We start from the raw sequence: 26,743 nt of genomic DNA, 5'->3' as shown, positions 1-26,743 counted from the left end.
TCCCACAGGGGGCCGCGCCGGGGAGGACAAAAGGGCGCCGAAGCGCCCTTGTCTGGTGCAGTGAGGTTCAGAGGAACACGAACTTGGCAATGAAGATCGCGCACAGCACCCACAGGCTGGCGGAGATTTCCTTGTACTTGCCGGTACCTGCCTTCAACGCCACATAGCTGATGAAGCCCAGGGCAATACCATCGGCGACCGAGAAGGTCAGCGGCATCATGATCACCGTGACGATCGCCGGAATGCTGTCGGTGGCTTCGTCCCAGTGGATGTGCGCCATGCTGCCCATCATCAGCATTGCCACGTAAATAAGCGCGCCGGCCGTCGCGTAGGCTGGAATCATCCCGGCCAGCGGGGCGAAGAACATCGCGGCGATGAACAGCAGGCCGACCACCACTGCAGTCAGGCCAGTACGACCGCCCGCCGCTACACCCGCAGCACTTTCCACATAGCTGGTCACCGGCGGCACGCCCACCACGGCACCGAACACGCTCGAAGCACTGTCCGCCTTCAACGCCCGCGACAGGTTTTCAATCCGCCCATCCGGCGCCACCAGGTTGGCCCGCTGGGCCACGCCCATCAGGGTGCCGGCGGTGTCGAACATGTGCACGAACAGGAACGCCAGCACCACGCTGATCATGCTGACGTTGAACACGCCGGCCACATCCATGGCCATCCAGGTCGGTGCCAGGCTCGGCGGCATCGACATCACCCCGCCGAATTTCACCAGGCCCAGGCCCCACCCGGCCAGGGTAACGCCAATGATGCTGATCAGGATGGCGCCGAATACCCGCTTGTAGCTGAGGATGGCGATCAGCAGGAAGCACACGGCCGCCAGCAGCGGCCCCGGCTCATGCAGCGAGCCCAGCTTGATCAGGGTGGCCGGGCTGTCGACGATGATGCCTGCCGTCTTCAGGCCGATCAGCCCGAGAAACAATCCGACGCCGGCCCCCATGGCATGGCGCAGGCTGACCGGGATGCTGTTGAGCAACCATTCGCGCACTTTCGACAAGGTCAGGAACATGAACAGCACGCCCGAGACGAATACCGCCCCCAGTGCCGTTTCCCAGTTGTAGCCCATGGTGCCGACCACGGTGTAGGTGAAGAAGGCGTTAAGCCCCATGCCTGGTGCCAGGCCCACCGGCCAGTTGGCGTACAGGCCCATCAGCAGGCAGCCCAGCGCGGCGGCGATGCAGGTAGCGACAAAGGCGGCACCGTGGTCGATGCCGGCGTCGGCCATGATGTTAGGGTTGACGAAGATGATGTAGGCCATGGTGATGAAGGTGGTCACCCCGGCGATCATTTCGGTTTTGACTGTGCTGCCGTGTTGCTTGAGTTTGAAAATCCGCTCCAGCCAGCTCGTTTCGAGCGGTGGGGCAAGATCCAGCGTAGGGGCTTCGGATTTGCGGCTTTCCACAGCGAGTACTCCTCAAGTCTTTCTTGTTGTTCTGGAGCCATGGGCCTGCGCAATGCACTTGGCGGCTCCGCGAGGGAAGGCAGACGTCTGACCGGTTTGTTGACTTGTGGGTCAAGAAGTTGCTCGGTGGATTATGCTTTTGTGTACAAATAATGCAAATAATGTTTTATCTTTTGTGTGCGCAATGCGTCGTACAACGGCTATATAGGTAAAAGGCCACCTGCAGAAACGGCTCAGCCTGTGTACAATGGCGCCATACTTTCCTTCGTGCCTCGAGAGCCCATGAACGAACAGCTGCAACCTCTGAAGAAACCTGCGCGTGCCGGCAAGGCTGGCCGCAGTGGTACCCAGGACGACATCGTCTACGCGCATATTTTCGAGGCGATCCTCGAGCAGCGTCTGGCACCGGGCACCAAGTTGAGCGAGGAAGCGCTGGGCGAGATCTTCGGCGTCAGCCGCACCATCATCCGCCGCGCCTTGTCGCGCCTGGCCCACGAAAGCGTGGTGCTGTTGCGGCCGAACCGTGGCGCGGTGGTGGCCAGCCCGACGGTGGAAGAGGCTCGCCAGGTGTTCTTCTCGCGGCGCATGGTCGAACGGGCCATTACCGAACTGGCCGTGCAGCACGCTACCGTCGAGCAGCTCAACGAGCTGCGGCAGATGGTGCGTGAGGAACGCGACAGCTTCTCCCGTGGTGACCGCGGTGCCGGCATTCGTCTTTCCGGCGAATTCCACCTCAAGCTGGCCGAGGCCGCGGGTAATGCGCCGCTGGTCAGCTTCCAGCGCAGCCTGGTGTCGCAGACCTCGCTGATCATTGCCCAGTACGAAAGCGGCAACCGCTCGCATTGCTCGTATGACGAGCACATGCAGCTGATCGATGCCATCGAGGCGCGTGATGCCGAGCAGGCGGTGAGCCTGATGATGCACCACATGGACCACATCGACAGCAAGCTGAACCTGGACGAGGAGAGTGCCTCGGACGATCTGCATGCGGTGTTCTCGCATCTGCTGAAAAAGCCCAAGGTTTCTGCCAAGGGTTGATCGTTTGCCTGGTTGACTGAAGGGGGCTGCTTTGCAGCCCATTCGCAGCACAAGGCTGCTCCTACAGGGATCGCATAACCTCTGTAGGAGCAGCCTTGTGCTGCGAATGGGGCGCGAAGCGGCCCCCAGCCATTTCTGGCCATTAGCCTGGTGTCTGCTAAATTCTTGTGAGCAAACCTTCATCAAGCAGTTGGGCTTGCGCGTCCGTTGCGTTCAACTTCTTGAGGAAAGGATTCATGAGCATGTCCCTCGGTAAACGCATGGGGGCCGAACTGGTCGGCACCTTCTGGCTGGTACTTGGTGGCTGTGGCAGTGCGGTACTCGCCGCCAGTTCCCCCGTCGGCATCGGTGTGCTCGGTGTCGCCTTCGCCTTCGGCCTCACCGTGCTGACCATGGCCTTCGCCATCGGCCATATTTCCGGTTGTCACCTCAACCCCGCCGTGTCGTTCGGGCTGGTGGTGGGCGGCCGCTTCCCGGCCAAAGAGCTGCTGCCCTACGTGATCGCCCAGGTGATCGGCGCCATCCTGGCGGCGGGTGTGATCTACCTCATCGCCAGCGGCAAGGCAGGTTTCGAGCTGTCTTCGGGATTGGCCTCGAACGGCTACGCCGACCACTCGCCTGGCGGCTACACGCTCGGGGCAGGTTTTGTCAGTGAAGTGGTGATGACGGCGATGTTCCTGGTGGTGATCATGGGCGCCACCGACGCCCGGGCGCCGGCGGGTTTTGCGCCGATCGCCATCGGCCTGGCCCTGACCCTGATCCACCTGATCTCGATCCCGGTGACCAACACCTCGGTCAACCCCGCACGTAGCACGGGGCCGGCCTTGTTCGTCGGTGGCTGGGCCCTGCAACAGCTGTGGCTGTTCTGGGTGGCGCCGCTGATTGGTGCTGCGATCGGCGGCGCACTGTACCGGGGCCTGGCAAAGGAACCTTAGCGCTGATGCACGCAACGCCCTGCGGCGTAGGTTTCGCGCACGATGCGGTCGTCGCCGAGGGTGGTCAGCACGAACAGGGTTTCTTCGATGCTGTTGGACTGCTGGATGCGGTAGTCCAGCAGTGGCGTAGCCTTGTAGTCCAGCACCACGAAGTCGGCATCGTTACCCGGGCGCAGGCTGCCGATGCGGTCGTCCAGGCGCAGCGCGCGGGCGCCGCCGAGGGTGGCCAGGTACAGTGACTTGTAAGGGTGCAGGCGCGCGCCTTGCAACTGCATCACCTTGTACGCTTCGTTCAGGGTGTTGAGCAGCGAGAAGCTGGTGCCGGCGCCAACGTCGGTGCCCAGGCCCACGTTGACCTTGAAGCGCTCGGCCTGGGGCAGGTTGAACAGGCCGCTGCCGAGGAACAGGTTGGAGGTGGGGCAGAAGGCCACGGCCGAGCCGGTTTCGGCCAGACGCTGGCATTCGTCATCGCACAGGTGCACGCCATGGGCGAACACCGAGCGCTCGCCCAGCAGCTCGAAGTGGTCGTATACGTCGAGGTAACCCTTCTGCTCGGGGAACAGCGACTTGACCCAGTCGATTTCCTTGAGGTTTTCCGACAGGTGCGTGTGCATGTACACGCCCGGGTGCTCCTTGAGCAGTTGGCCCGCCAGCGCCAGCTGTTCAGGCGTACTGGTCGGGGCGAAGCGCGGGGTGACTGCATAGTGCAGGCGGCCCTTGCCATGCCAGCGTTCGATCAGTGCCTTGCTTTCGGTATAGCCGGACTCGGCGGTGTCGGTCAGGTAGTCCGGAGCGTTGCGGTCCATCATTACCTTGCCGGCGATCAGGCGCAGGTCCAGGCGCTCGGCCTCTTCGAACAGGGCATTGACCGATTCCGGGTGCACGCTGCCGAACACCAGGGCGGTGGTGGTGCCATTGCGCAGCAGTTCCTTGAGGAAGATCTTCGCCACCTGGTCGGCGTGATCCTTGTCGGCGAACTGCTTTTCGCAAGGGAAGGTGTAGGTGTTCAGCCAGTCCAGCAGCTGTTCGCCGTAGGAGCCGATCATGCCGGTCTGCGGGAAATGGATGTGAGTGTCGATGAAGCCCGGGGTGATCAGCGCGTCCTGGTAGTGCTCGACCGGGATATCGGCGTCCAGGGTCGGCAGCAGTTCGGCGGCGTGGCCAACGGCGCGGATGCGGCCATCGTCGACCACCAGCAGGCCGTCCTCGAAGTATTCATGGGAAGCCTCCAGGCCCACCTCGGCCGGGTCGGCGATGCTGTGCAGGATGGCGGCACGGTAGGCTTTGCGGGTAACGGTCATAACACACTCGTCAAATGGCTTGGCTGCGCCGGGAGGGCGGCAGCAACTGGGCAATGGGGCCGGCATTGGCGGCAGCGTCGTGCTGGCCGAAGCAGGCGTTGTAGGTGGCGATGATTTCACCGGCGATGGATACGGCGATCTCGATGGGCAGCTTGCCCTTGACCTCGGCCAGGCCCATCGGGCAGCGCATGCGCGCCATCACCGCATCGTCGTAGCCGCGCTCGCGCAGGCGGTGCTCGAACTTGACCCGTTTGGTCTTCGAGCCGATCAGGCCGAACCAGGTGAAGTCGTTGCGCTTGAGAATGGCGGCGGTCAGTTCCAGGTCGAGCTGGTGGTTGTGGGTCATGACGATGCAATAGCAGCCTGGCGGCAGCTCGGCCACTTCGTCGACCGGCTCCTCGCTGACCACCTTGGTCACCCCGTCGGGGATCAGGGCAGGGAACTCCTGCTCGCGCGAATCGATCCAGCGCACCCGGCAGGGCAGCGCAGCGAGCAAGGGTACCAAAGCCCGGCCGACATGGCCCGCACCGAACACGGCGATCTGCGCCTGCACCGCGGCCATGGGTTCGAACAGCAGCACTGTGACGCCACCGCAGCACTGGCCAAGACTGGCACCCAGGCTGAAGCGCTCCAGGTGCGGGGTGGTACGGTGCTCTTCGAGCATTTGCCGGGCGATGTGCAGGGCCTTGTATTCCAGGTGGCCGCCGCCGATGGTGTCGAACAGGCCGCTGGCGCTGACGACCATTTTCGAGCCGGCATTGCGCGGGGTCGAGCCGCGCTCCTCGATGATGGTAACGAGCACGCAGGCTTCGCCACGGGACTGGTGATCGGCGAGGGCGTTGATCCATTGGTGCATGATGCAACCTCTCTATAGTTGCGTCGCGATCCCTGTGGGAGCGGGTTCACCCGCGAATGCGGCGGTGAAGCCACTATCGCATTCGCGGCTAAACCCGCTCCCACAGGGCCCTGCATTGTCAGTGAGACACGGTTTCCAGTTCCGGCTCGGCAGGTTGCGCTGCAGCCACCGCCTTGCGCATCTGCTCGCACCCCCACAACACCCGCTCCGGCGTCGCCGGCGCATCCACCTGTGGCTGTACGCGGTAATCGGCGATGCTGGCCACGGCGTCCTTGATCGCGCACCAGGCGGCGATACCGAGCATGAATGGCGGCTCGCCCACGGCCTTGGAATGGAACACGGTGTCTTCGGGGTTCTTGCGGTTCTCCACCAGCTTTACCCGCAAATCCAGCGGCATGTCGGCCACTGCCGGGATCTTGTAGCTTGCCGGGCCGTTGGTCATCAGCTTGCCCTTGGCGTTCCACACCAGCTCTTCGGTGGTCAGCCAGCCCATGCCCTGGATGAAGCCGCCTTCCACCTGGCCGATGTCGATGGCCGGGTTCAGCGAATCACCCACATCGTGCAGGATGTCGGCGCGCAGCATCTTGTATTCGCCGGTCAGGGTGTCGACCACCACTTCCACGCAGGCAGCGCCGAAGGCGAAGTAGTAGAACGGCCGGCCGCGCGCCTGGCTGCGGTCGTAGTAGATCTTCGGCGTGCGGTAGAAACCGGTGCTGGACAGCGATACCTGGGCGAAGTAGGCCTGCTGCACAAGCTGCTCGAAGCTGACGATCTGGTCGCGCACGCGCACATGGCCGTTGCGGAACTCGACGTCTTCCTCGGTTACCTGGTAGTGCCGCGCAGCGAACTCGGTCAGGCGCTTCTTGAGGATTTCGGCCGCGTTCTGCGCCGCCTTGCCGTTCAGGTCGGCACCGCTGGAGGCGGCGGTCGGCGAGGTGTTGGGCACCTTGTCGGTATTGGTGGCGGTGATCTGGATGCGGCTGAAGTCGACCTGGAAGATCTGCGCCACCACCTGCGCCACCTTGGTGTTCAGGCCCTGGCCCATCTCGGTGCCGCCATGGTTCAGGTGGATGCTGCCGTCGGTGTAGATATGGATCAGCGCACCGGCCTGGTTGAGGAAGGTGGCGGTGAACGAAATGCCGAACTTGACCGGGGTCAGCGCCAGGCCCTTCTTCAGGATCGGGCTGTTGGCGTTGAAGCGGCGGATCGACTCGCGGCGCTCGGCATAGTCGCTGCTGGCTTCGAGCTCTGCGGTCATTTCCTCGAGCATGTTGTGCTCGACGGTCTGGTAGTAGTGGGTGACGTTGCGCTCGGTCTTGCCGTAATAGTTGGCCTTGCGCACCGCCAGTGGGTCGCGGCCCAGGTGGCGGGCGATGTGGTCCATCACCTGCTCGATGGCGACCATCCCCTGTGGCCCGCCGAAGCCGCGGTAGGCGGTGTTGGAGGCGGTGTTGGTCTTGCAGCGGTGGCCGTGCACGGTGGCATCGCCCAGGTAGTAGGCGTTGTCGGAGTGGAACATGGCGCGGTCGACGATCGAACCGGACAGGTCGGGCGAGTAGCCGCAATTGCCGGCCAGGTCGAAGTTGATGCCGTGCAGGCGCCCGTCATCGTCGAAGCCCACGTCGTATTCGACGTAGAACGGGTGGCGCTTGCCGGTCATGGTCATGTCTTCGACCCGCGGCAGGCGCATCTTGGTTGGCTGGCCGGTCAGGCGCGCCACCACGGCGCACAGGCACGCCGGGCTGGCTGCCTGGGTTTCCTTGCCGCCAAAGCCGCCACCCATGCGGCGCATGTCCAGCACCACCTTGTTCATTGGCACGTCGAGTACTTCGGCGACCAGCTTCTGCACTTCGGTGGGGTTCTGCGTGGAGCAGTAGACGATCATGCCGCCGTCTTCGGTGGGCATCACCGAGGAAATCTGCGTCTCCAGGTAGAAGTGCTCCTGGCCACCGATGTGCAGGGTGCCCTGGATGCGGTGCGGGGCACTGGCCAGGGCAGCAGCGGAATCGCCGCGCTGGTGGGTGTGGCTGTCTAGCACGAAGTGCTTCTTACGAAACGCTTCGACCACATCCAGAACCGGCTCCAGGTCTTCATACTCGACGATGGCGGCCATGGCCGCGCGGCGTGCGGTGTCGAGGTCGCGGGCGGCCACGGCGAGCACCGGCTGGCCGAAGAACTCGACCTTGTCGATGGCCAGCAGCGGGTCGCCGGCCACCACCGGGCCGATGTCCTTGAGGCCGGGAATGTCTTCGTGGGTGATGGCGATGCGCACCCCCTCGAAGGCATAGCACGGCGTGGTGTCGATGCGCAGGATGCGCGCATGGGCGCGGTCGGCGGTGCGCGCATAGACGTGCAGCTGGTTGGGGAATTCCAGGCGGTCGTCGATGTACACCGCCTCGCCGGACACATGCTTGTCGGCGCTGTCGTGCTTGACGCTGCGGCCGACCCCGGTGGTCAGGTCCTGGCTGAACAGTTCGGCCATCTCGGCCTGGCTCTTGGCTACGTGATGGTTAGACATAAGCGGTCACCCGGGTTTCGATGTGCGGCGTTTGCTGTTCGATGAAGTACTTGCGCAGCAGGTTCTGCGCGGTCAGCAGGCGGTATTCCTTGCTGGCGCGGAAGTCGCTGAGCGGGGTGAAGTCTTCGGCCAGGGCCTGGCAGGCGCGCTCGATGGCCGCCTGGCTCCATGGCTTGCCGCGCAGCGCCGCTTCGCAGGCACGGGCCCGTTTGGGGATCGCCGCCATGCCGCCGAAGGCAATGCGCACACCGCTGACCACGCCGTCTTCGATGCTGAGGTTGAAGGCACCGCACACGGCGGAAATGTCATCGTCCAGGCGCTTGGACACCTTATAGGCGCGGAACGCCCAGTCGCTGGTGGCGCGCGGCACGATGATCTTCTCGATGAACTCGCTGTCCTGGCGGGCAGTGATGCGGTAGTCGATGAAGTAGTCTTCCAGTGGCATCACCCGCTGACGCTCGCCCTGACGCAGGACGATCTGCGCATCCAGGGCAATCAGCAGGGGTGGCGAGTCGCCAATCGGCGAGGCGTTGCCGATATTGCCGCCCAGGGTGCCCTGGTTGCGGATCTGCAGCGAGGCGAAACGGTGCAGCAGGGCGCCGAAGTCGGGGTATTCCTCGTTCAGCGCGCCGTAGCAGTCGGTGAGCGGGGTGGCGGCGCCGATTTCCAGGTGGCTGGCGGTTTTCTCGATGCGCTTGAGTTCGGCCACATGGCCGACGTAGATCATCACCGGCAAGGTCTTGTGGAACTGGGTGACTTCCAGGGCCAGGTCGGTGCCGCCGGCCAGCAGCCGCGCTTCGGGGTGCGAGCTGTACAGGTCGGCCAGGTCGGCCACGGTCAGTGGCACCAGGCAGCGCTTGTCGCCGCTGTTCAGCTCGCCGGTCTGGGTTGGCGCAATGGCCTTGAGGCGGCTGATGGTCTGCGCCTGCTGGGCGTCGAACTGGTCGCGGCAGGGCTGGCGGCAGCTCTGTTCGGCGGCATCGAGGATCGGCCGGTAGCCGGTGCAGCGGCACAGGTTGCCGGCCAGGGCTTCCTGGGCCTGGTGCAGGTCGGGGCCGTTGCTGTTCTTCTGCAGGGCGAACAGCGACATGACGAAGCCGGGGGTGCAGAAGCCGCACTGCGAGCCATGGCAATCGGCCATGGCCTGTTGCACGCTGTGCAGCTGGCCCTGGTGCTTGAGGCCCTCGACGCTGATCAGTTGCTTGCCGTGCAGCGACGAAACGAAGGTCAGGCACGAGTTGAGGCTACGGTAGCGCAGGCTGTCGTTGCCCTGGTCGTCCTGGGTCAGCTCGCCGACCACCACGGTGCAGGCGCCGCAGTCACCACTGGCGCAGCCCTCCTTGGTGCCAGGTTTGCCCAGGTGCTCGCGCAGGTACTGCAGCACCGTCATGTTCGGGTCCAGGGCATGCTCACTACGCAGCTCCTGGTTGACGAGAAACTGGATCACGGGGATGGCCTCGCAATGGTTTTATTGTTGTTGGGCGGACTCTAAGCAAGACCTGTCCTGCTGGTCAATAATTTTCTGACTCAAAGGTCAGGAAATTGCTCGTGCCGCTGCCCAACGGCTCACATTGCCATATGCCAAGCATAGATCGCGCCGGGCGCGTGGCTGCCTTGCCGGTCAAATAAACCGCCAGGCCCCTCTGCGCGATTACCGGCCAAGTACGCTACAATCCGCCACTTGTGCCCAGTTCAATGATTTTGAAGGAAAACCATGACGTTCAAGGCCCCGGACAGCCTCTCCGAGCAGATTGCCGATTACCTGGCCGAACGCATCATCCGTGGCGAGCTGGCGCCAGGCGAGCGTATCCAGGAGCAGAAGGTCACCCAGGCACTCAACGTCAGCCGCGGCTCGGTGCGCGAAGCGCTGCTGATCCTCGAACGCCGCCACCTGGTGGCGATCCTGCCGCGCCGTGGTGCCCACGTGACCGTGCTCGACGAGCGCAGTGTGCGCAGCCTGTGCGCACTGATGGGTGAGTTCTACATCCTGCTGGGTAACGCGGTTGCGCAAAAATGGCGCACCGATGCCGACCTGCGCCCGTTCCTGGAGATCCAGCAGCGCCTGCAGCGGGCCCATGACCAGCTGGACATCAAGGCCTTCGTCGCCGACAGCTTCGCGGTCATGCGGGCGGCCTATCCGTTCGCCGACAACCCGTTCCTGCAGGAAACCGTGGAAAACCTGCAGCCGGCCATGAGCCGTGCCTACTACCTGTCGCTGGACCAGCGCCAGGCCAACATGATCGACTACCTGGACCTGTTCGCCCGCCTGCTCGACGCAGTGGTGGCCCGTGACCTGCCGCGCATTCGCGAGGTGCTCACCGCCTATGGCCAGCGCAGCTGCGAACTGGTGCTGGCGGCGTTGGCCCGAGGCTGACCGATGCGCCTGAAGTGCATTCGCCTGGCCGGGTTCAAGTCGTTCGTCGACCCGACCACAGTCAACTTCCCCAGCAACATGGCGGCCGTGGTCGGCCCCAACGGCTGTGGCAAGTCCAACATCATCGATGCCGTGCGCTGGGTGATGGGCGAGAGTTCGGCGAAGAACCTGCGCGGCGAGTCGATGACCGATGTCATCTTCAACGGCTCCAGTGGCCGCAAGCCGGTCAGCCAGGCCAGCATCGAGCTGGTGTTCGACAACAGCGAAACCACCCTGGTCGGCGAATATGCCGCCTACGCCGAGATCTCGATCCGTCGCAAGGTCACCCGCGACGGGCAGAACAGCTACTACCTCAACGGTACCAAGTGCCGCCGGCGCGATATCACCGACATTTTCCTCGGTACCGGCCTGGGGCCGCGCAGCTACTCGATCATCGAACAGGGCATGATCTCCAAGCTGATCGAGGCCAAGCCCGAGGAGCTGCGCAACTTCATCGAGGAAGCCGCCGGCATTTCCAAGTACAAGGAACGCCGCCGTGAAACCGAGAACCGCATCCGCCGCACCCAGGAAAACCTGGCACGTCTGACCGACTTGCGCGAAGAGCTGGAGCGCCAGCTGGAGCGCCTGCACCGCCAGGCTCAGGCGGCCGAGAAGTACCGCGAATACAAGGCCCAGGAACGCCAGCTGAAGGCACGCCTGTCGGCCTTGCGCTGGCGCGACCTGGACGAGCGGGTGCGCCAGCGCGAGTCGGTGATCGGCGACCAGGATGTGTCCCATGAGGCGCTGGTGGCCGAGCAGCGCAATGCCGATGCCAGCATCGAGCGCCTGCGCGATGGCCATCACGAATTGTCCGAACGCTTCAACCAGGTGCAGGGCCGTTTCTACTCGGTGGCCGGTGATATCGCCCGGGTCGAGCAGAGCATCCAGCACGGCCAGCAGCGCCTGCGCCAGTTGCAGGATGACTTCAAGGAAGCCGAGCGCACGCGTCTGGAGACCGAATCGCACCTGGGCCACGACCGTACCCTGCTGGCTACCTTGGGCGAAGAGCTGGCCATGCTCGAGCCCGAGCAGGAAATGACCCTGGCCGCTGCCGAAGAAGCTGCCGCCGCCCTTGAAGAGGCCGAGCTGGGCATGCACGGCTGGCAGGAGCAGTGGGACAGCTTCAACAGCCGTTCCGCCGAGCCGCGCCGCCAGGCAGAAGTGCAGCAGGCGCGCCTGCAGCAGCTGGAAGCCAGCCTGGAGCGCCAGGCCGAGCGCCAGCGCAAGCTGGGAGAAGAGCGTGAGCTGCTGGGCAGCGACCCGCAGGATGCGGCCATGCTCGAACTGGCCGAGCAGCTGGCCAGCAGCGAAATGTTGCTGGAAGAGTTGCAGCTGTCCGAAGAGCAGGTGGTCGAGCGCCTGGAAGGCGCGCGTGAGCAATTGCAACAGGCCACCCAGGCCCAACAGCAGGCGCAGGGCGACCTGCAACGCCTGGGCGGCCGCCTGGCCTCGCTTGAAGCCTTGCAGCAGGCTGCGCTGGAGCCGGGTGCAGGTGCTGCGGACTGGCTGCAGGGCCAGGGCCTGGAGCAACAGCCGCGGCTGGCTGAAGGGTTGCGGGTAGAGCCGGGCTGGGAGCTTGCGGTAGAAACTGTGCTCGGTGCCGATCTGCAGGCTGTGCTGGTGGACGACTTCAATAACCTCGATTTTGCCGGGCTGGAGCAGGGCGAGTTGCGCTTGCTGGTGGCGAGTGGTACCGGCTCGTCGCTGCCCGGCAGCTTGCTGGAAAAGGTCGAAGGCCGCGTCGACCTGGCGCCCTGGCTGGGCCAGGTCAAGCCCGTGGAAGGCCTGGCCCAGGCGCTGGCACAGCGCGCGTCGCTCGGCGAAGGCCAGAGCCTGGTCAGCCGCGATGGCTACTGGGTTGGCCGACATTTCCTGCGGGTGCGCCGTGGCGGCGAAGCCGAAGGCGGCGTGCTGGCACGCGGCCAGGAAATCGAGCGCCTGGGCCAGGAGCAACTGGAGCAGGACGCGGCGCTGGAGCAGTTGGAGCAGCAACTGCAGGCCCTGCGCGAGCAGCAGCTGGACCTGGAAGAGCAGCGTGAACAGCTGCGCCGTCGTACCCAGGAAGAAAACCGCCTGCACGGCGAGCTGAAGGCCAGCCTGTCGGCCAGCCGTGCGCGCGCCGAGCAGGTCGAGTTGCGCCGCCTGCGCCTGCAGGAAGAGCTGGCCGAACTGGAAGAGCAGCGTGCCCTGGAGCATGAGCAACTGGGCGAAGCCCGCTTGCTGCTGCAGGAGGCCCTGGAGCTGATGGCCCAGGACACCGAGCAGCGCGAGCAGTTGATGGCCCGCCGCGACACCCTGCGCGAAAGCCTCGATCGCGTGCGCCAGGAGGCCCGCCAGCACAAGGATCACGCCCACCAGCTGGCTGTGCGGCTGGGCTCGCTGCGTGCCCAGCACGACTCCACCCGGCAGGCCCTGGAGCGCCTGGAGCAGCAGGCTGCGCGCCTGACCGAGCGCCAGGAGCAACTGAGCCTGAACCTGGAAGAGGGCGAGGCCCCGCAGGAAGAGCTGCGCCTGAAGCTGGAAGAGCTGTTGGAGCGGCGCATGAGCGTCGACGAGGAAATGCGCCAGGCCCGCCTGCACATGGATGAAGCCGACCGCGAACTGCGTGACGCCGAGAAGCGCCGCACTCAGGCCGAGCAGCAGGCCCAACTGCTGCGCGGCCAGTTGGAGCAGCTGCGCCTGGAGTGCCAAGGCCTGGATGTACGGCGCAAGACCTTGCAGGAGCAGTTGCTGGCCGATGGCTACGACCTGCAAGGCGTGCTCGCCACCCTTGAGACCGAGGCCAGCGAGCAAGGCACCGAACAGGAGCTTGAGCAGCTCGAGGCGCGTATCCAGCGCCTGGGGGCGATCAACCTGGCGGCCATCGAAGAGTACGAGCAGCAGTCCGAGCGCAAGCGTTACCTGGACGCCCAGGACGCCGACCTGGTCGAAGCGCTGGAGACCCTGGAAAACGTCATTCGCAAGATCGACAAGGAAACCCGCAACCGCTTCAAGGATACCTTTGATCAGATAAATGCCGGATTACAGGCACTTTTCCCAAAAGTTTTCGGTGGTGGCAGCGCTTATCTGGAACTGACGGGCGAAGATCTACTCGATACAGGGGTGACGATCATGGCGCGACCACCGGGCAAGAAGAACAGCACCATCCATCTGCTGTCCGGCGGCGAGAAGGCACTGACCGCATTGGCGCTGGTGTTTGCCATCTTCAAGTTGAACCCCGCACCGTTCTGCATGCTCGACGAGGTCGACGCGCCGCTGGACGATGCCAACGTCGGGCGTTATGCCCGCCTGGTCAAGGAAATGAGTGAAAGCGTGCAGTTCATCTACATCACCCATAACAAGATTGCCATGGAGATGGCGGATCAATTGATGGGGGTGACCATGCATGAACCGGGCTGTTCACGGCTGGTTGCCGTCGACGTGGAGGAGGCTATGGCCATGGTCGACGCCTGATGCTCGACGATAAGGGCACATTCTGTAGTGAAATGCCCCCGCCATGTGCGACAGACGGTGTAAAGTTGTCTTTGGTCGTGCTAGCTTAATGTCACTCGTTTTTTGCGTGGGTAAAAACGCCTGTCAGAACATAGAGTTGGCGCCACGTGTTAAAGGGCTTTGAACCCTTTGTTTTCAAGCATATTTTTATAGAGGCACGGGATTACATGGAAATCGGTCTGCGCGAGTGGCTGATCGTCATCGGCATCATTGTCATTGCCGGGATTCTTTTCGACGGCTGGCGCCGCATGCGCGGCGGAAAAGGCAAGTTGAAATTCCGTCTGGATCGCAGTTATTCCAACCTGCCGGACGAAGAGGGCAATGCCGAAGTGCTTGGCCCGTCGCGGGTGCTGGATACCCACAAGGAGCCTGAGCTGGACGAAAGCGACCTGCCGTCGCTCAGCGCTTCTGCGCGTGACCGCGAGCGCGAGCCCAAGCCGGCCAAGGCCAACAAGCGCGGCAAGCGCGCCACCGCTGCTGCGGATGCGCAGCAGGGTGACCTGAACCTGAGCGCCGAGCCACGCGAACCCGACCTGTTTGCCGAAAGCGATGACGACTTTGCCGCGGAAAATACCCGCAGCAATGGTGCCGCGCCTGCCAGCAGCAGCGTCAAGGAGCTGCCGCCGGCCGAGGAAGTGCTGGTGATCAGCGTGATCTCCCGCGACGAGGGCGGCTTCAAGGGCCCGGCGTTGCTGCAGAACATTCTGGAAAGCGGCCTGCGTTTCGGCGAAATGGACATCTTCCACCGTCACGAGAGCATGGCCGGTCACGGCGAAGTGCTGTTCTCCATGGCCAACGCCGTCAAGCCTGGCGTGTTCGACCTGGACGACATCGACCACTTCAGCACCCGTGCGGTGAGCTTCTTCCTCGGCCTGCCGGGCCCGCGTCATCCGAAGCAGGCCTTCGACGTGATGGTGGCTGCGGCGCGCAAGCTGGCCCATGAACTGAACGGTGAGCTCAAGGACGACCAGCGCAGCGTGCTGACCGCCCAGACCATCGAGCACTACCGCCAGCGCATCGTCGAGTTCGAGCGCCGTGCGCTGACCCAGAAGCGCTGACAGATCCAGACGAAAGAGCAGCCTCAGGGCGTGCTGGTCGGTTCGGGTGTTGTTATCGCCTGTTCCGGCCCCTTCGCGGGTAAACCCGCTCCTACAGGGACACCACAGCCCTTGAGGTTTGTGGTGTCCCTGTAGGAGCGGGTTTACCCGCGAAGGGGCCGGCACAGGCAATAAATACCTCAAGCCCCCGGCACCACCCCCAGGCTGCTCTTTTGCTTTGCAAGAGAAGACAAATCCCATGACCGCCGAAACCCGCATCCACGAACTGCGTACCCAGCTCGACCAGCACAACTACCGCTACTACGTGCTCGACGAGCCCAGCGTGCCCGATGCCGAATACGACCGCCTGTTCAACGAGCTCAAGGCGCTTGAAGCCGAATACCCGCACCTGGTAACCCCCGACTCGCCCACCCAGCGTGTCGGCGGTGCAGCCTTGGCCGCGTTCAGCCAGGTGCGCCACGAAGTGCCGATGCTCAGCCTGGGCAACGCCTTCGAAGAAGCCGACCTGCGTGAGTTCGGCCGTCGTGTGGTAGACGGCCTCGATCAGCCCGGGGCGGTCGACTACAGCTGCGAGCCCAAGCTCGACGGCCTGGCCGTAAGCTTGCTGTACCGCGACGGCCAGCTGGTACAGGGCGCCACCCGTGGCGACGGCACCACCGGTGAGGATATCAGTGCCAACGTGCGCACCGTGCGCAACATCCCGCTCAAGCTGCAAGGCGAGGGGTGGCCGGCGGTGCTGGAGGTGCGCGGTGAGGTGTACATGAGCAAGGCCGGTTTCGACCGGCTCAACGCCGCCCAGGCCGAAGCCGGCGGCAAGACCTTCGCCAACCCGCGCAACGCCGCCGCCGGCAGCCTGCGTCAGCTGGATTCGAAAATTACCGCCAGCCGCCCGCTGGAGTTCTGCTGCTATGGCATCGGCCAGGTGTCCGCGAGCATCGGCGACAGCCACATCGGCATCCTCGAACAGCTCAAGGCCTGGGGCCTGCCGATCAGCCGCGAGCTCAAGCATGCCGCCGGCATCGAAGAATGCCTGGCCTACTACCGCGACATCGGCGAGCGGCGTAACAGCCTGCCCTACGAAATCGACGGTGTGGTGTTCAAGGTCAATAGCCTGGCCGCCCAGCGCGAACTGGGCTTCCGCGCCCGTGAGCCCCGCTGGGCGATTGCCCACAAGTTCCCGGCCATGGAAGAGCTGACCGAGGTGCTGGATGTCGAGTTCCAGGTCGGCCGCACCGGCGCGGTAACGCCCGTGGCACGCCTGAAGCCAGTCAAGGTCGCCGGTGTGACCGTGTCCAACGCCACCCTGCACAACATGGACGAAATCGCCCGCCTGGGCCTGCGCATTGGCGACACGGTGATCATCCGCCGCGCCGGTGACGTGATCCCGCAGGTGATGCAGGTGGTGCTGGAGCGCCGCCCGGAGGATGCCCGCCCGGTGCAGGTGCCGAGCGAGTGCCCGGTGTGCGGCTCGCAGGTCGAGCGTACCCAGCTGGTCAAGCGTAGCAAGGGCAAGGAAACCACCAGCGAGGGCGCGGTGTACCGCTGCGTCGGTCGCCTGGCCTGTGGCGCCCAGCTCAAGCAGGCGATCATCCACTACGTGTCGCGCCGCGCCATGGACATCGACGGCCTGGGCGAGAAGAGCGTCGAGCAGTTGGTGGACGAAGGCCTGATCGGCTCGCCGGCCGACCTGTACAAGCTGGAGTTCGACCAGATCGTCGGCCTGGAAGGCTTTGCCGAAGTGTCCAGCAAGAAGCTGCTGGATGCCATCGAAGCCAGCAAGCGCCCAGGCCTGGCGCGCTTCATCTACGCCCTGGGCATCCCGGACGTAGGCGAGGAGACCGCCAAGGTACTGGCCCGCTCGCTGGGCAGCTTGGCGCGGGTGCAGCAGGCGCTGCCGCAGGTGCTCACCTACCTGCCGGACATCGGCCTGGAGGTGGCCTACGAGATCCACAACTTCTTCCAGGACGAGCACAACCGCAAGGTCATCAAACAGTTGCTCGACAGCGGCATGCAACTGCAGGACGAAGGCGAGTTGGCTGCCGAATTCGCCGCCAGCACCACCTTGGCCGGGATGATCGCCAAGCTCGACATCGCCTCGGTTGGCCCGACCGGTGCCGAAAAGCTGGTGGCCAAGCTCGACAGCCTGGACAAGATCATCGCCGCCGACGGTATCGACCTGCGCCAGGCCCTGGCGGCCAAGCAGGCCGAAGCCGTGCGCGAGTTCTTCAAGGATGAAGCCAACCAGAAGCTGGCCCGGGACATCGAGGCACAGTTACTGGCGTTCGGCATGCACTGGAGCAGCGAGAAGAAAGTGGCCGAAGGCTTGCCGCTGGCCGGCCAGACCTGGGTGCTGACCGGTACCCTGGAGCGCATGAGCCGCGATATTGCCAAGGAGAAACTGGAAAGTCTGGGGGCCAAGGTAGCGGGTTCGGTTTCCGGCAAGACCCACTGTGTGGTGGCGGGGCCGGGGGCGGGCTCCAAGCTGGCCAAGGCCAGTGAGTTGGGGGTGAAGGTGCTCGATGAAGATGCCTTTGTCGCCTTCCTGGGCGAGCAGGGCATCGCTGTCTAGAAGTCCTTGCACGGTCCATGTGGGAGCGGGCGAAGCCCGTGCCATCCGCCGCGGCGCCTGCTTCGCGGGCACGCCCGCTCCCACAGGTCCTGTGCTGGTCGTGCTGTCAGCGCTACCCCTGTAGGAGCGGGTTCACCCGCGAATTGGCAGTTCCAAGCCACCCTGACCGGGACAAGTCATTGAGAAATGATGACTTTTTCTCCTCCAGAGGTTGTATCTGCCCCCAAGACCGGTACAATGGCGCCACTCGCTGCTCAGCGAGCCTTGTAGTGGTGGCCCCATCGGTCCCCCCGCATTGATTACCCGTTAACCTGGTCAGGCCCGGAAGGGAGCAGCCATAGCGGGAACATCGAGTGCCGGGGTGTGGCTGGTGGGGCCGCCCCCATTCTTTAAATCCTTGATTCTACAAGGATTTTTCGCTCAAAAATCTCGAAGTGTGACAGCGTTTAGGTACACCTGAGAGGTACATCATGCTGGGCATTCTAGTCGACTGTAATTCTCCGATCCATACTCCTGCCCGTGCTGTCTCGGTACTGGTCGCGTTCGCTAGATTCCTCTAATGTTGGGGGCCCCAATTCACTACAGGGCACTCGCATGGACATTGCAGCACTCAACGGCGTGGTACAGGTGATCAACCTAACCAAACAACTCGCCAAAGCTGCGTTTGATGGGAAGGTGGATGCTGAGGCTAAAGCGAAAATCGGTGAAGTCCTTGAAAAACTGGGGGACGTCCAAGATGGGATGTTCAGCCTGCGGGAAGACCTATATAGGCTCCAGCTAGAGCGAGACGACCTGAAGAAGCAGCTTGATGCCGCAGACTCGTGGCTACAACGAGCAGCCGCTTACAAACTTACGCAAACAGCAGGCGGTGCAGTTGTATACATTTCGAGTGACGAAACGCCTCATTACGTCTGCCCAAGCTGCTTCAACAGGAAGGAAATCCACCCGCTCCAAGACAACCGGACTGCCCGAGGCAAGTTCCGTTGCACTGGGTGCACAGCAGAGTTCCCCATAAAGCCTCAAAGAGAGGCCTTCAGCGTACAACCTGTAGCCCAGCATTGGAACGACTGAGATAAAATGCTCGCGGTAGCTGGCAGCTTAGAAGATCAGCTCAATCAGCATTAAGCCTAAGATGAGGCCACTACCGCTCACTTGGTAAGTCCGCCTCTAGCATGGGTCTACTAGCAATAATCAGAGGTATTCGCCTATCAGGGTAAGAGGTGATTTTCCACGATTAGAGCTTTAGTTAAAGTGGTGGCCTGGAAGACTAGGGGGTAAAAGTGGGCATTAAGGACAAGATCAAACGCAAGTTTCGACACGACCGTCTAGCGAAATCGACAGTTGCAGTGGCTGGCGTTACGAGTGCTGCTTCTACGGTGGTGGGAGTTGCAGCATCGGCAGCAGCCCCAACTGGTCTGTCAGCCGTCTCGGTGGCCCTAGGTATCACCAGTGCACCGCTGATTGTCACGGCAGCCCCCATTATTGGTGGTGTGGCTGTAGCGGCAGCGGCTGTAGCTGGCACTGTTCGCTTTTATTCGTGGTTGAGGGAGTCCGAACCAGACGACGAAGATGGTGCAGACAGCATTAGCGAAAGGTAACTGGCCCGTTGACGAGCGGGTGGGCCTGCCTCTGCAAGCTGGTGCCCCAGCGGTGCTTGACTAACTGGGTACCCTTCAGTCGTATCGTCCGCTCGTGAGGTGTCGAAGGACTTAGTTTAGCTGTTTACTCATGGTGCCTGCGATTGGTGCGACTCGTCAGGCAACCTTGCCAGTCCATTAATGAGGGCCAGCAAACTCTGCTGCCACAGCGGGTGGGGCGACCTACTTGCAGGGGAAAGCCCTTCGAAGTGCCATGTGAATCAGAAAGGTGTCCTCTAGGTGAAGTAGCGTCGGGTTATCTTGTAGATACTTAGTGACAATCCTAACCCCTTGTCCATATTGAATACCGGGTGTTGGCATGCAAATTTGATACTGTTTCTCGAAGCGATCCGAGAATATGGAGATCATGTCCATAACCCCGGTGACCTTGCCCATGCAGAAGCCTGCACCGAAGGCGGATGCGTTCGTTTGTGAGCCGTCGATGGCTTTAACCGCCGCTTGACACTGCCCTATCAACTCGTTGCCGTTACCCAGGGCTGCATTGCTCATTAGTCCCAAGGCAGCGGATAGCACTACTGCTATTGATTTCATTATTCAGTCCCTGTTGTTTATGCGGCATGCTAACGTCTGTTTCCTTGTCTGCATATAAGGTAGGTGTGAATAATGAAGTTTGCAGCGGCGGTTGCTTTTCTAGGTCTGACCGGAGCCGTTAGCGCTTGGGCGTTACCAGACTACCGCTGCACTGTACAGCGGGCAGTATCTGCATCCGAAAGCTCGCTAGGCCATATGTACCTCGGTAAACAGTTCACGGTCGAGCGTAAGACTGGCCTGATGGCTGGTGCTCTGAAGAACTCGTACTTCACTGAACCGCAGGTTATCGACTATGGCTCTAGCGAGAATAGCTACAAGGTCGTGACGACTATGCGAAAGGACCAGGGCGTCGGGGCGGGGTCGAGCCTGTTCGCTCTCACGATCAACGAGTACAAAGACGAAACACGTAAGCCGTTCGTCTTTCTGAGCGACGATGATGTGTACCTTGGGTGGTGCGAGCACTTCTGACGGCTCAGCGGCAATTTTCAAACCATACGCTACTCCAAATTTTCTAATCGGACCTTCGCCCCCAGCCGAATATCGGCAGCGAATTTTGGTGGGAATATCTCTGCCCCAGATACGACAAAGCCCCACCAATGGCGGAGCACTTGAAGTGCACAGACGGTGCTTCCAACACCCCTATACCGGAGTTGAGGGGAATTCTCTGCTAGCAGGCGGGGATTCTCGACTCGGAACACACCATTGAATCGCCCCTAGTTTCCTAGACACTCTCCAAGCTCAGAAAATATCGTTTCTCATGCTCTACTGGCGACAGCTGCATAGCACTGCCGTGTCTCCTGATGCAGCGGAGTAGGCGCTATCGTCCTACCCGCATCGAAAGCCTGGTATCAGCCGGTACTCATTACTTTAAAGAAACCTGATTGGCCTCAAGCTTCAGTTCCTTGAGGCGCTTCAGCAGTGTGCTGATATTCGTGCGTGCCGAGCCTTCGTTGGCCAGGCGCAGGCGCTTGATCGCGATAACGGAGTCGCCCACGCCAGCGGTAAAGGGCGTTCGAATGATCTCTCGAAAGATAACGGTGTTTGAAGCTGACTCGGTCAGTGTGTACTCAGCCTCGCAGGTGACTTCGAAATCCAGGCCAAAAATGGGTTGGTCGACGCGTAGCAGGTTGGCACGCAGGGTGTAGGCAGCGGGTGCTTCGCCAAGCAGATCAGCACTGGCAAGTGATTGTTTGAGTGCAGCACCGAAGTCCGGGCCGTCGATTTCCGAAGTCCAGAGCGGGTTGGTGGCGTCTCCGCCATTTACTTCGGTCACCTGAATGTTGCGATGCAGGCGTTGGTCATAAAACTGCGCATCGGTCTGGTCGGATGCCACGGACATTCCGGAGATTTGAGCAGGCGAAGCGCACCCTGTGCAAAGGGCGATAAATACCGAGACTAGAAACACACGGAAGTAGGTCACTTGAATAATCCTTGAGTGATATGCCGGTAGTGCAAGACGAAAGCCATACATCATGTATGGCTTCAACGATTGAAAAGGCTGCGCCGCGGCATTGCTGGGAGCGTACAAGCCTCAGGCCGAGCGTTGCGCTGTTCGGCAGAGGCCTTTACAGGTTGTACTTCTCATCGATTCTGCGTTTATCGAGCGTGTAGCGCTTGAGGTCGATCGAATCGGACTCCAGCTTGGCATCCAGCTCGTCCATGTCGTGCTTTTTCAGCGTTGCAACGTGGGCTTTGGTGGCTTGGTAGTTGATCATCTCTGCAGCGTCATGCCCACTCACCGGGTCCCAAAGCATGGAAAGCGGCCAGAACAGCAGGTTCACCACGCCAAAGCCGTACGCGCGACCATAGAACGAACCGCCACCTGGAAGCAGGCCAAGGCCGGCAGCAAGCCCTGGGCTTTTTTCTTCAACCGCGAGGTTTCTGGCGCGAAAGCTGGCAAGTTCCGACTCTTGGGCCGAATTGAGACCGGTAGCACAACCAGTGGTCAGTGCTATCAGTGCGGCAGCGGTCAGATTTCGAATTGTGGACATGCAACATTTCCTGAGTGTGAGTACTGTTCTCGGCGCGCGGCTGGGCGCGGAGGCGCGTAACTCTACACTGAGTAGTGGCGTATTGATATTGTATGGCCATCACTCTGTTCAGATGATGATGCATTCAACTGGTGGTTTTAACCTACCCGCTTCAAGACAACTGTTGAGCCGCCCTGTTTCTTTCCATGCCCCGCCGCCGACAGCTTCATCAGCCGCTGGAATTTCGGGCATGCCAGGTGATCTTCCTCAGGGCACTGCGCCGCATGCCGCAAGCCCTTGCTCATCGCCTGCAAGCGCCTGATCCGCGCATCCAGTTCGTCGGCCTTGGCGATCAGCATCTGCCGGTCGACCTGCAGGTCCACCAGCATCGCCCCCACTTCATCCAGCGAAAACCCCGCAGCCTGGCCCAGGGCGATCAGCGCCAGCCTGTCTGCCACATCGGCTGCGAACTGCCGCCGCTGGCCAGGTCCGGCGAGTGATTTGAGCAGGCCTTTCTTCTCGTAGTAGCGCAGCGTCGAGGCGGGTACGCCTGTGCGTTTGGCGACGTCGGCAATGTCCATTTCGGGCCCTTGACTTGAAGTTGACTTCAACTTCTATGCTGCGCGGCAGAGTGATGACCGTCAATCTTCGAGGGCTTGTTCAATGACGTTTGCTGCGATGTTTTCCGCTGCCTTGCCGATTGGCATTGGCGCCACGGTGATGATGGACCTGTGGGGGCTGCTGCTGAGGCGGCTGGGTGTCGCCACGCTGAACTTCGCCATGGTTGGGCGTTGGGCGGGGCATCTGCTGCACGGGCGTGTGCGGCACCAGGCGATTGCCAAGGCCGAGCCGGTCCGGCATGAGCTGGCGTTGGGGTGGGGGATTCATTACGCCATCGGCGTGCTGTTCGCGATGCTGCTGGTTGTGATCGTGGGCGAGGGTTGGCTACTGGCGCCTACAGTGGTGCCTGCGCTGGTTGTTGGTGTGGGGACCGTCGTGGCGCCGTTGTGCTTCATGCAGCCGGCAATGGGGGCGGGGTTCTTTGCGTCGAGGACGCCGACGCCTGCGCGCAACTGCTTGAAGAGCCTGGCCACGCATTTTGTGTTTGGCGTGGGGATGTTCTTGAGTGCGGGTTTGGTTGCGGCTGTGTGAGAGCTGCGAGGTGCAGGGCTTGAGGGGGGGCGACACATTCCTCAAGGCGAGCAACCGGTAGCAACAATGCGATCTGCTTTCAGGATGCTTCCTACAACGGTCAGGGCAATTTCCCGCTTTTGCTGTAGGAGGTGTCGAAATATCCTACGCACTCCGTCGACTCCCGTCTGATTGTCCCGGGAATCACCGCCCACTAGGCTTTTGCGGTCGCTGTCGGTTCAGCGATCGGGTGTGGAAGCCTGGGGTGTGGTGGCTGTCGTCATGACAGTTGTACGTGGGAGGCCTCCGGCCTGCCGGGCTCACCATACCCCTGGTCTTCCACCCCGCGTACAACTGTCGCCCTACGTGTGGAAGCGAAAGGGTGTTCTCAGCCCGGTATGGTGAACCCATGAAAAAACTAGTCCCCGATCCACCCCACGTTTTCGAGCTTCCCCAAGGTAAATCCCTTTCCCGCGCCATCAGCGAAGGCATCGTGCCGATGGAGTTCGCGTTGATGAATGTCACCCACTATCTGATGTTTGCCTATAGCGACAGCCGGCGGGCGCTGGAGCGTATCCAGGACGAGGAGACGCGGCAGTTGCTGGAGCACGGGTTGCGGGCCATGCAGATTGCCTGGGGGCAGGCGGATGCTGTGGCACTGGCAGTTGAGCGTAGAAGCCAGTGAAGTCGGGTAGAGATAGCAGGGATATCAATTAACCCTGTGGGAGCGGGTTGACCCGCGAAGAACGCGACGCGATGGATGGCACCGGCTTTGCCGGTGTTCGCGGGTGAACCCGCTCCCACAGCGGGCGTGCAAGCTTCGGGCGGGTTAGCCTTTCATCAGGTATGCGTGGCTCAGGGGCGAGCCACAGACATGGGTTCTTGGTTGGCCATCCCCCATACCGCTGCACAATCCGCTCGATCTCCCCCGACTGCTTCATCCGCACCAGTGCCCGCAGCAGCCCTTGGGTCGGTATCGCCGGGTCATTGCGTACCATGCACCCCAGGTCCTGGTCCTCCAGCACCGCCAGCGCCTGCAATTGCTGCTCGGCGGGTAGACCCTGGTTGAACCACTGCAACGACAGCTGGTTGCTTACCGCATGCCGATAGCGCCCGGCTTGCAGCTTCTGCAGCACCAGCAACTGGCTGCGGCTGTCCTCGCGGTGCAGGCGGCCCTGGTCGAGCAGCGGTTGCAAGGTCGAATAGGTGTAGCCAAGCACTGTGCCGATGGCCTGGGCAGGCAGTTGCTCTGGGGGCAGCGGAATACTGTCGCCAGCGCGGCCTACCAGCAGGTCTCGCTGATGCAGCAGCGGGATGCTCCAGACAAAATCCCCCGGCCGATCATTGAACCACTGGGTGCTGACATAGCAGCGCACATCTATATCACCGCTGTTCATCGCCTCCTGCAGGCGCAGGCGGGCCATGACGTGGTATTCGGGGCGTACGCCCACCTCCTTGGCCAAGGCCTGCATCAGGTCGTACAGCAAACCTTCCACCGGCTGGTCGCTTTCGATGCGTACCAGCGGCATGCTCCAGCTCTCGGCGACAGAAAAACGCAACACGGGCTGTTCAGCCTGGCTGTAGGTGCTCCACAGCAGCAACAGGGCCAGCAGTCTTCGCAAAGGCAATCCTCCCTGGATGGCGCGCCAGTTTCAAAGCTTAGACGACTTGCGCAGGGTGCAATTTTGCCCCCGCTCCGCTAGCATTAGCGATCTTCCGCTCGATCAGGCTACGATGGTTTTTCGATGAGTTATCAGGTTCTTGCACGTAAATGGCGTCCGCGCTCGTTCCGCGAAATGGTCGGCCAGGCCCATGTGCTCAAGGCCTTGATCAACGCCTTGGACAACCAGCGCCTGCACCATGCCTACCTGTTCACCGGTACCCGGGGCGTGGGCAAGACCACCATTGCGCGTATCATCGCCAAGTGCCTGAACTGCGAAACCGGTATCACCTCCACGCCCTGTGGCACCTGCTCGGTGTGCCGGGAGATCGACGAAGGCCGTTTCGTCGACCTGATCGAGATCGACGCCGCCAGCCGCACCAAGGTCGAGGACACCCGCGAACTGCTCGATAACGTGCAGTACGCCCCGAGCCGTGGGCGCTTCAAGGTCTACCTGATCGACGAAGTGCACATGCTCTCGACCCACTCGTTCAACGCCTTGCTCAAGACGCTGGAAGAGCCGCCGCCCTACGTCAAGTTCATCCTCGCCACCACCGACCCGCAAAAACTGCCGGCCACCATCCTGTCGCGTTGCTTGCAGTTCTCGCTGAAGAACATGAGCCCGGAGCGGGTGGTCGAGCACCTCAGCCATGTGCTGGCCGCCGAAAATGTGCCGTTCGAGCCGGACGCCCTGTGGCTGCTGGGCCGCGCGGCCGATGGCTCGATGCGTGACGCGATGAGCCTGACCGACCAGGCCATCGCCTTTGGCGAAGGCAAGGTGCTGGCCGCCGATGTGCGGGCCATGCTTGGCAGCCTCGACCATGGCCAGGTCTACGGTGTGCTGCAGGCGCTGCTCGAAGGCGATGCCCGCGCCTTGCTGGAGGCCGTGCGCAACCTGGCCGAGCAGGGGCCGGACTGGGCTGGCGTGCTGGCCGAGATGCTCAATGTGCTGCACCGCGTGGCGATTGCCCAGGCGCTGCCGGAAGCGGTGGACAACGGCCAGGGCGACCGTGAGCGAGTGCTGGCGCTGGCCTCGGCACTGCCGGCCGAGGATGTGCAGTTCTATTACCAGATGGGCCTGATCGGCCGCCGTGACCTTCCCCTGGCGCCGGACCCGCGTGGCGGTTTCGAAATGGTCCTGCTGCGCATGCTGGCGTTCCGCCCGGCCGACACCGACGATGCGCCGAAGCCGGTACTAAAGCCAGCGGGGATCAGCCAGGCCACAGCTGATCCTGCAACACCGGTGGCAGCGCCGGCGGTTGCCGTGGCGCCGCCGGCTGCTACTGTCGTGGAGCCTGTTGCACCGGCTGCCGCGCCACAAGTGCAGGCACCCGCACCGGTCGAGCCAGCGCCACAGCCGGTTGTCGAGCCTGTGGTGGCGGCTGAGCCTGCCCCGGTTTGTGAACCTGAGCCAGAACCCGAACCAGAGCCCGTGGCAGAGGTGGTTGACCTGCCATGGGAAGAGCCCGCACCAGCGCCCGCGCCGGTAGTGGCCGAGCCTGCGCCGGCTCCTGCACCGCCCCCTGCGCCGGCGCCTGTCGCCCCGGCACACGACGAGCCGCCCTTCGACCCGTCCGCCTATGCCGCCGTGGGCATGGACCGCGACGATGAGCCGCCACTGGACGAAGACTATTACGGCGGCGAGAGCGACCCGGTGGGCTTCAGCTACCTGGACGAACTGGCCGAGCACGTCCAGGAAGAAGCACCCAAGCCGGCAGCCGAGCCGCTGCCAGCAGCCAAGCCAGCCACCGGCCTGGCCCTGCAATGGCTGGAATTATTCCCACAGTTGCCTGTGTCCGGGATGACAGGCAACATCGCGGCAAACTGTACGTTGATCGCCGCTGATGGCGACGACTGGTTACTGCACCTGGACCCTGGCCAGGGTGCGCTGTTCAACGCCACCCAGCAGCGGCGCCTGAACGAAGCGCTCAACCAGCACCTGGGGCGCACGCTGAACCTGCGTATCGAACTGATCCTGCCCGAGCAGGAAACCCCGGCCCAGGCAGCGGCGCGCAAGCGTGCCGAGCGCCAGCAGGACGCAGTCAACTCGATCGAACAGGATCCGTTGATCCAGCAGATGATCAAGTTGTTCGGCGCCAAGGTGCGGCAGGATACTATTGAGCCTGTAGAAGCCCTGGTGAATCAGGGCCAGTAACGGATAACCATGCGGCCGGCCCGGTGCCGGGTCGCATCACA

20 protein-coding genes, 1 other RNA gene and 1 pseudogene are annotated in these 26,743 nt (G+C 62.6%); 12 read left to right on the top strand and 10 right to left on the bottom strand.

Annotated features, from left to right (window positions below; genetic code table 11):
• Positions 1-67: 67 nt before the first annotated feature.
• A complete protein-coding gene (locus A4C63_RS11635; RefSeq protein WP_063912784.1) occupies positions 68-1,417 on the bottom strand; it encodes an NCS2 family permease in 1,350 nt (449 codons plus the stop codon).
• Positions 1,418-1,699: 282 nt separating this feature from the next.
• Between A4C63_RS11635 and A4C63_RS11630 the strand changes: the two genes are divergently transcribed.
• Entirely contained in the window at positions 1,700-2,455 is a 756-nt protein-coding gene (locus tag A4C63_RS11630; protein WP_063912783.1) for a GntR family transcriptional regulator, read from the top strand.
• Positions 2,456-2,691: 236 nt separating this feature from the next.
• Positions 2,692-3,390, top strand: a complete 699-nt coding sequence (gene aqpZ, locus A4C63_RS11625; protein WP_063912782.1) for an aquaporin Z — start codon at positions 2,692-2,694, stop codon at positions 3,388-3,390.
• Here aqpZ and guaD read toward each other — a convergent pair.
• The 4 genes from guaD to xdhA all read right to left on the bottom strand — a co-directional run bounded on the left by guaD (position 3,387) and on the right by xdhA (position 9,512).
• Positions 3,387-4,691 carry a guanine deaminase gene (gene guaD, locus A4C63_RS11620; RefSeq protein WP_063912781.1) on the bottom strand — a complete coding sequence of 435 codons (1,305 nt, stop codon included), beginning with the start codon at positions 4,689-4,691 and terminating at the stop codon, positions 3,387-3,389. The two genes, aqpZ and guaD, sit on opposite strands and share 4 nt — an antisense overlap.
• A gap of 10 nt (positions 4,692-4,701) precedes the next feature.
• The gene (xdhC, locus tag A4C63_RS11615) at positions 4,702-5,547 is read right to left on the bottom strand and encodes a xanthine dehydrogenase accessory protein XdhC (protein ID WP_063912780.1); all 846 of its coding nucleotides are present in this window, start codon (positions 5,545-5,547) and stop codon (positions 4,702-4,704) included.
• A 118-nt stretch (positions 5,548-5,665) separates the two neighbouring features.
• Positions 5,666-8,065, bottom strand: coding sequence for a xanthine dehydrogenase molybdopterin binding subunit (gene xdhB, locus A4C63_RS11610; RefSeq protein WP_063912779.1), 2,400 nt, complete (start codon positions 8,063-8,065; stop codon positions 5,666-5,668).
• Entirely contained in the window at positions 8,058-9,512 is a 1,455-nt protein-coding gene (gene xdhA / locus A4C63_RS11605) for a xanthine dehydrogenase small subunit (protein WP_063912778.1), read from the bottom strand. Before xdhA ends, xdhB begins: the two co-directional genes overlap by 8 nt.
• Before the next feature lie 267 nt (positions 9,513-9,779).
• Here xdhA and A4C63_RS11600 point away from each other — a divergent pair, with 267 nt between their 5' ends.
• From A4C63_RS11600 to A4C63_RS11575, 6 genes are all read left to right on the top strand, one after another.
• Positions 9,780-10,439, top strand: a complete 660-nt coding sequence (locus A4C63_RS11600) for a GntR family transcriptional regulator (RefSeq protein ID WP_063912777.1) — start codon at positions 9,780-9,782, stop codon at positions 10,437-10,439.
• A gap of 3 nt (positions 10,440-10,442) precedes the next feature.
• Positions 10,443-13,931, top strand: coding sequence for a chromosome segregation protein SMC (gene smc, locus A4C63_RS11595; RefSeq protein ID WP_063912776.1), 3,489 nt, complete (start codon positions 10,443-10,445; stop codon positions 13,929-13,931).
• Between the two features lie 206 nt (positions 13,932-14,137).
• Positions 14,138-15,028 carry a cell division protein ZipA gene (zipA, locus tag A4C63_RS11590; RefSeq protein WP_063912775.1) on the top strand — a complete coding sequence of 297 codons (891 nt, stop codon included), beginning with the start codon at positions 14,138-14,140 and terminating at the stop codon, positions 15,026-15,028.
• A gap of 238 nt (positions 15,029-15,266) precedes the next feature.
• Positions 15,267-17,597: an NAD-dependent DNA ligase LigA gene (ligA, locus tag A4C63_RS11585; RefSeq protein ID WP_063912774.1), complete on the top strand. Its 2,331-nt coding sequence runs from the start codon at positions 15,267-15,269 to the stop codon at positions 17,595-17,597.
• Positions 17,598-17,876: 279 nt separating this feature from the next.
• An RNA gene (gene ffs, locus A4C63_RS11580) (signal recognition particle sRNA small type) lies at positions 17,877-17,973 on the top strand.
• 218 nt (positions 17,974-18,191) lie between these two features.
• Entirely contained in the window at positions 18,192-18,668 is a 477-nt protein-coding gene (locus A4C63_RS11575) for a hypothetical protein (RefSeq protein WP_063912773.1), read from the top strand.
• Between the two features lie 749 nt (positions 18,669-19,417).
• On the opposite strand, the gene A4C63_RS11570 is transcribed toward A4C63_RS11575, so the two are convergent.
• Complete coding sequence (locus tag A4C63_RS11570) at positions 19,418-19,786, bottom strand: Rap1a/Tai family immunity protein (RefSeq protein ID WP_063912772.1); 369 nt, start codon at positions 19,784-19,786, stop codon at positions 19,418-19,420.
• Between the two features lie 72 nt (positions 19,787-19,858).
• Here A4C63_RS11570 and A4C63_RS11565 point away from each other — a divergent pair, with 72 nt between their 5' ends.
• Complete coding sequence (locus tag A4C63_RS11565) at positions 19,859-20,254, top strand: hypothetical protein (protein WP_063912771.1); 396 nt, start codon at positions 19,859-19,861, stop codon at positions 20,252-20,254.
• A 394-nt stretch (positions 20,255-20,648) separates the two neighbouring features.
• Here A4C63_RS11565 and A4C63_RS11560 read toward each other — a convergent pair whose 3' ends face one another.
• The 3 genes from A4C63_RS11560 to A4C63_RS11550 form a co-directional block, all read right to left on the bottom strand.
• Positions 20,649-21,206: a hypothetical protein gene (locus A4C63_RS11560; RefSeq protein WP_256202933.1), complete on the bottom strand. Its 558-nt coding sequence runs from the start codon at positions 21,204-21,206 to the stop codon at positions 20,649-20,651.
• Between the two features lie 145 nt (positions 21,207-21,351).
• Complete coding sequence (locus tag A4C63_RS11555; RefSeq protein ID WP_063912769.1) at positions 21,352-21,777, bottom strand: hypothetical protein; 426 nt, start codon at positions 21,775-21,777, stop codon at positions 21,352-21,354.
• Positions 21,778-21,914: 137 nt separating this feature from the next.
• Positions 21,915-22,337, bottom strand: coding sequence for a helix-turn-helix domain-containing protein (locus A4C63_RS11550; RefSeq protein ID WP_063912768.1), 423 nt, complete (start codon positions 22,335-22,337; stop codon positions 21,915-21,917).
• 82 nt (positions 22,338-22,419) lie between these two features.
• Here A4C63_RS11550 and A4C63_RS11545 point away from each other — a divergent pair, with 82 nt between their 5' ends.
• Positions 22,420-22,908: a DUF2938 domain-containing protein gene (locus A4C63_RS11545; RefSeq protein WP_063912767.1), complete on the top strand. Its 489-nt coding sequence runs from the start codon at positions 22,420-22,422 to the stop codon at positions 22,906-22,908.
• Positions 22,909-23,296: 388 nt separating this feature from the next.
• Entirely contained in the window at positions 23,297-23,572 is a 276-nt protein-coding gene (locus A4C63_RS11540; RefSeq protein ID WP_013973508.1) for a hypothetical protein, read from the top strand.
• 170 nt (positions 23,573-23,742) lie between these two features.
• Here A4C63_RS11540 and A4C63_RS11535 read toward each other — a convergent pair.
• Positions 23,743-24,509, bottom strand: a pseudogene (locus tag A4C63_RS11535) (substrate-binding periplasmic protein).
• 123 nt (positions 24,510-24,632) lie between these two features.
• Between A4C63_RS11535 and dnaX the strand changes: the two are divergent.
• Positions 24,633-26,702, top strand: a complete 2,070-nt coding sequence (gene dnaX, locus A4C63_RS11530) for a DNA polymerase III subunit gamma/tau (protein WP_063912766.1) — start codon at positions 24,633-24,635, stop codon at positions 26,700-26,702.
• The last annotated feature ends 41 nt before the right edge of the window (positions 26,703-26,743 follow it).

It is taken from the genome of Pseudomonas sp. p21 (assembly GCF_001642705.1).
Taxonomy (GTDB): domain Bacteria; phylum Pseudomonadota; class Gammaproteobacteria; order Pseudomonadales; family Pseudomonadaceae; genus Aquipseudomonas.
Note: the sequence above shows the minus strand (reverse complement) of the source record. Positions and strands in the feature narration are given on the sequence as shown.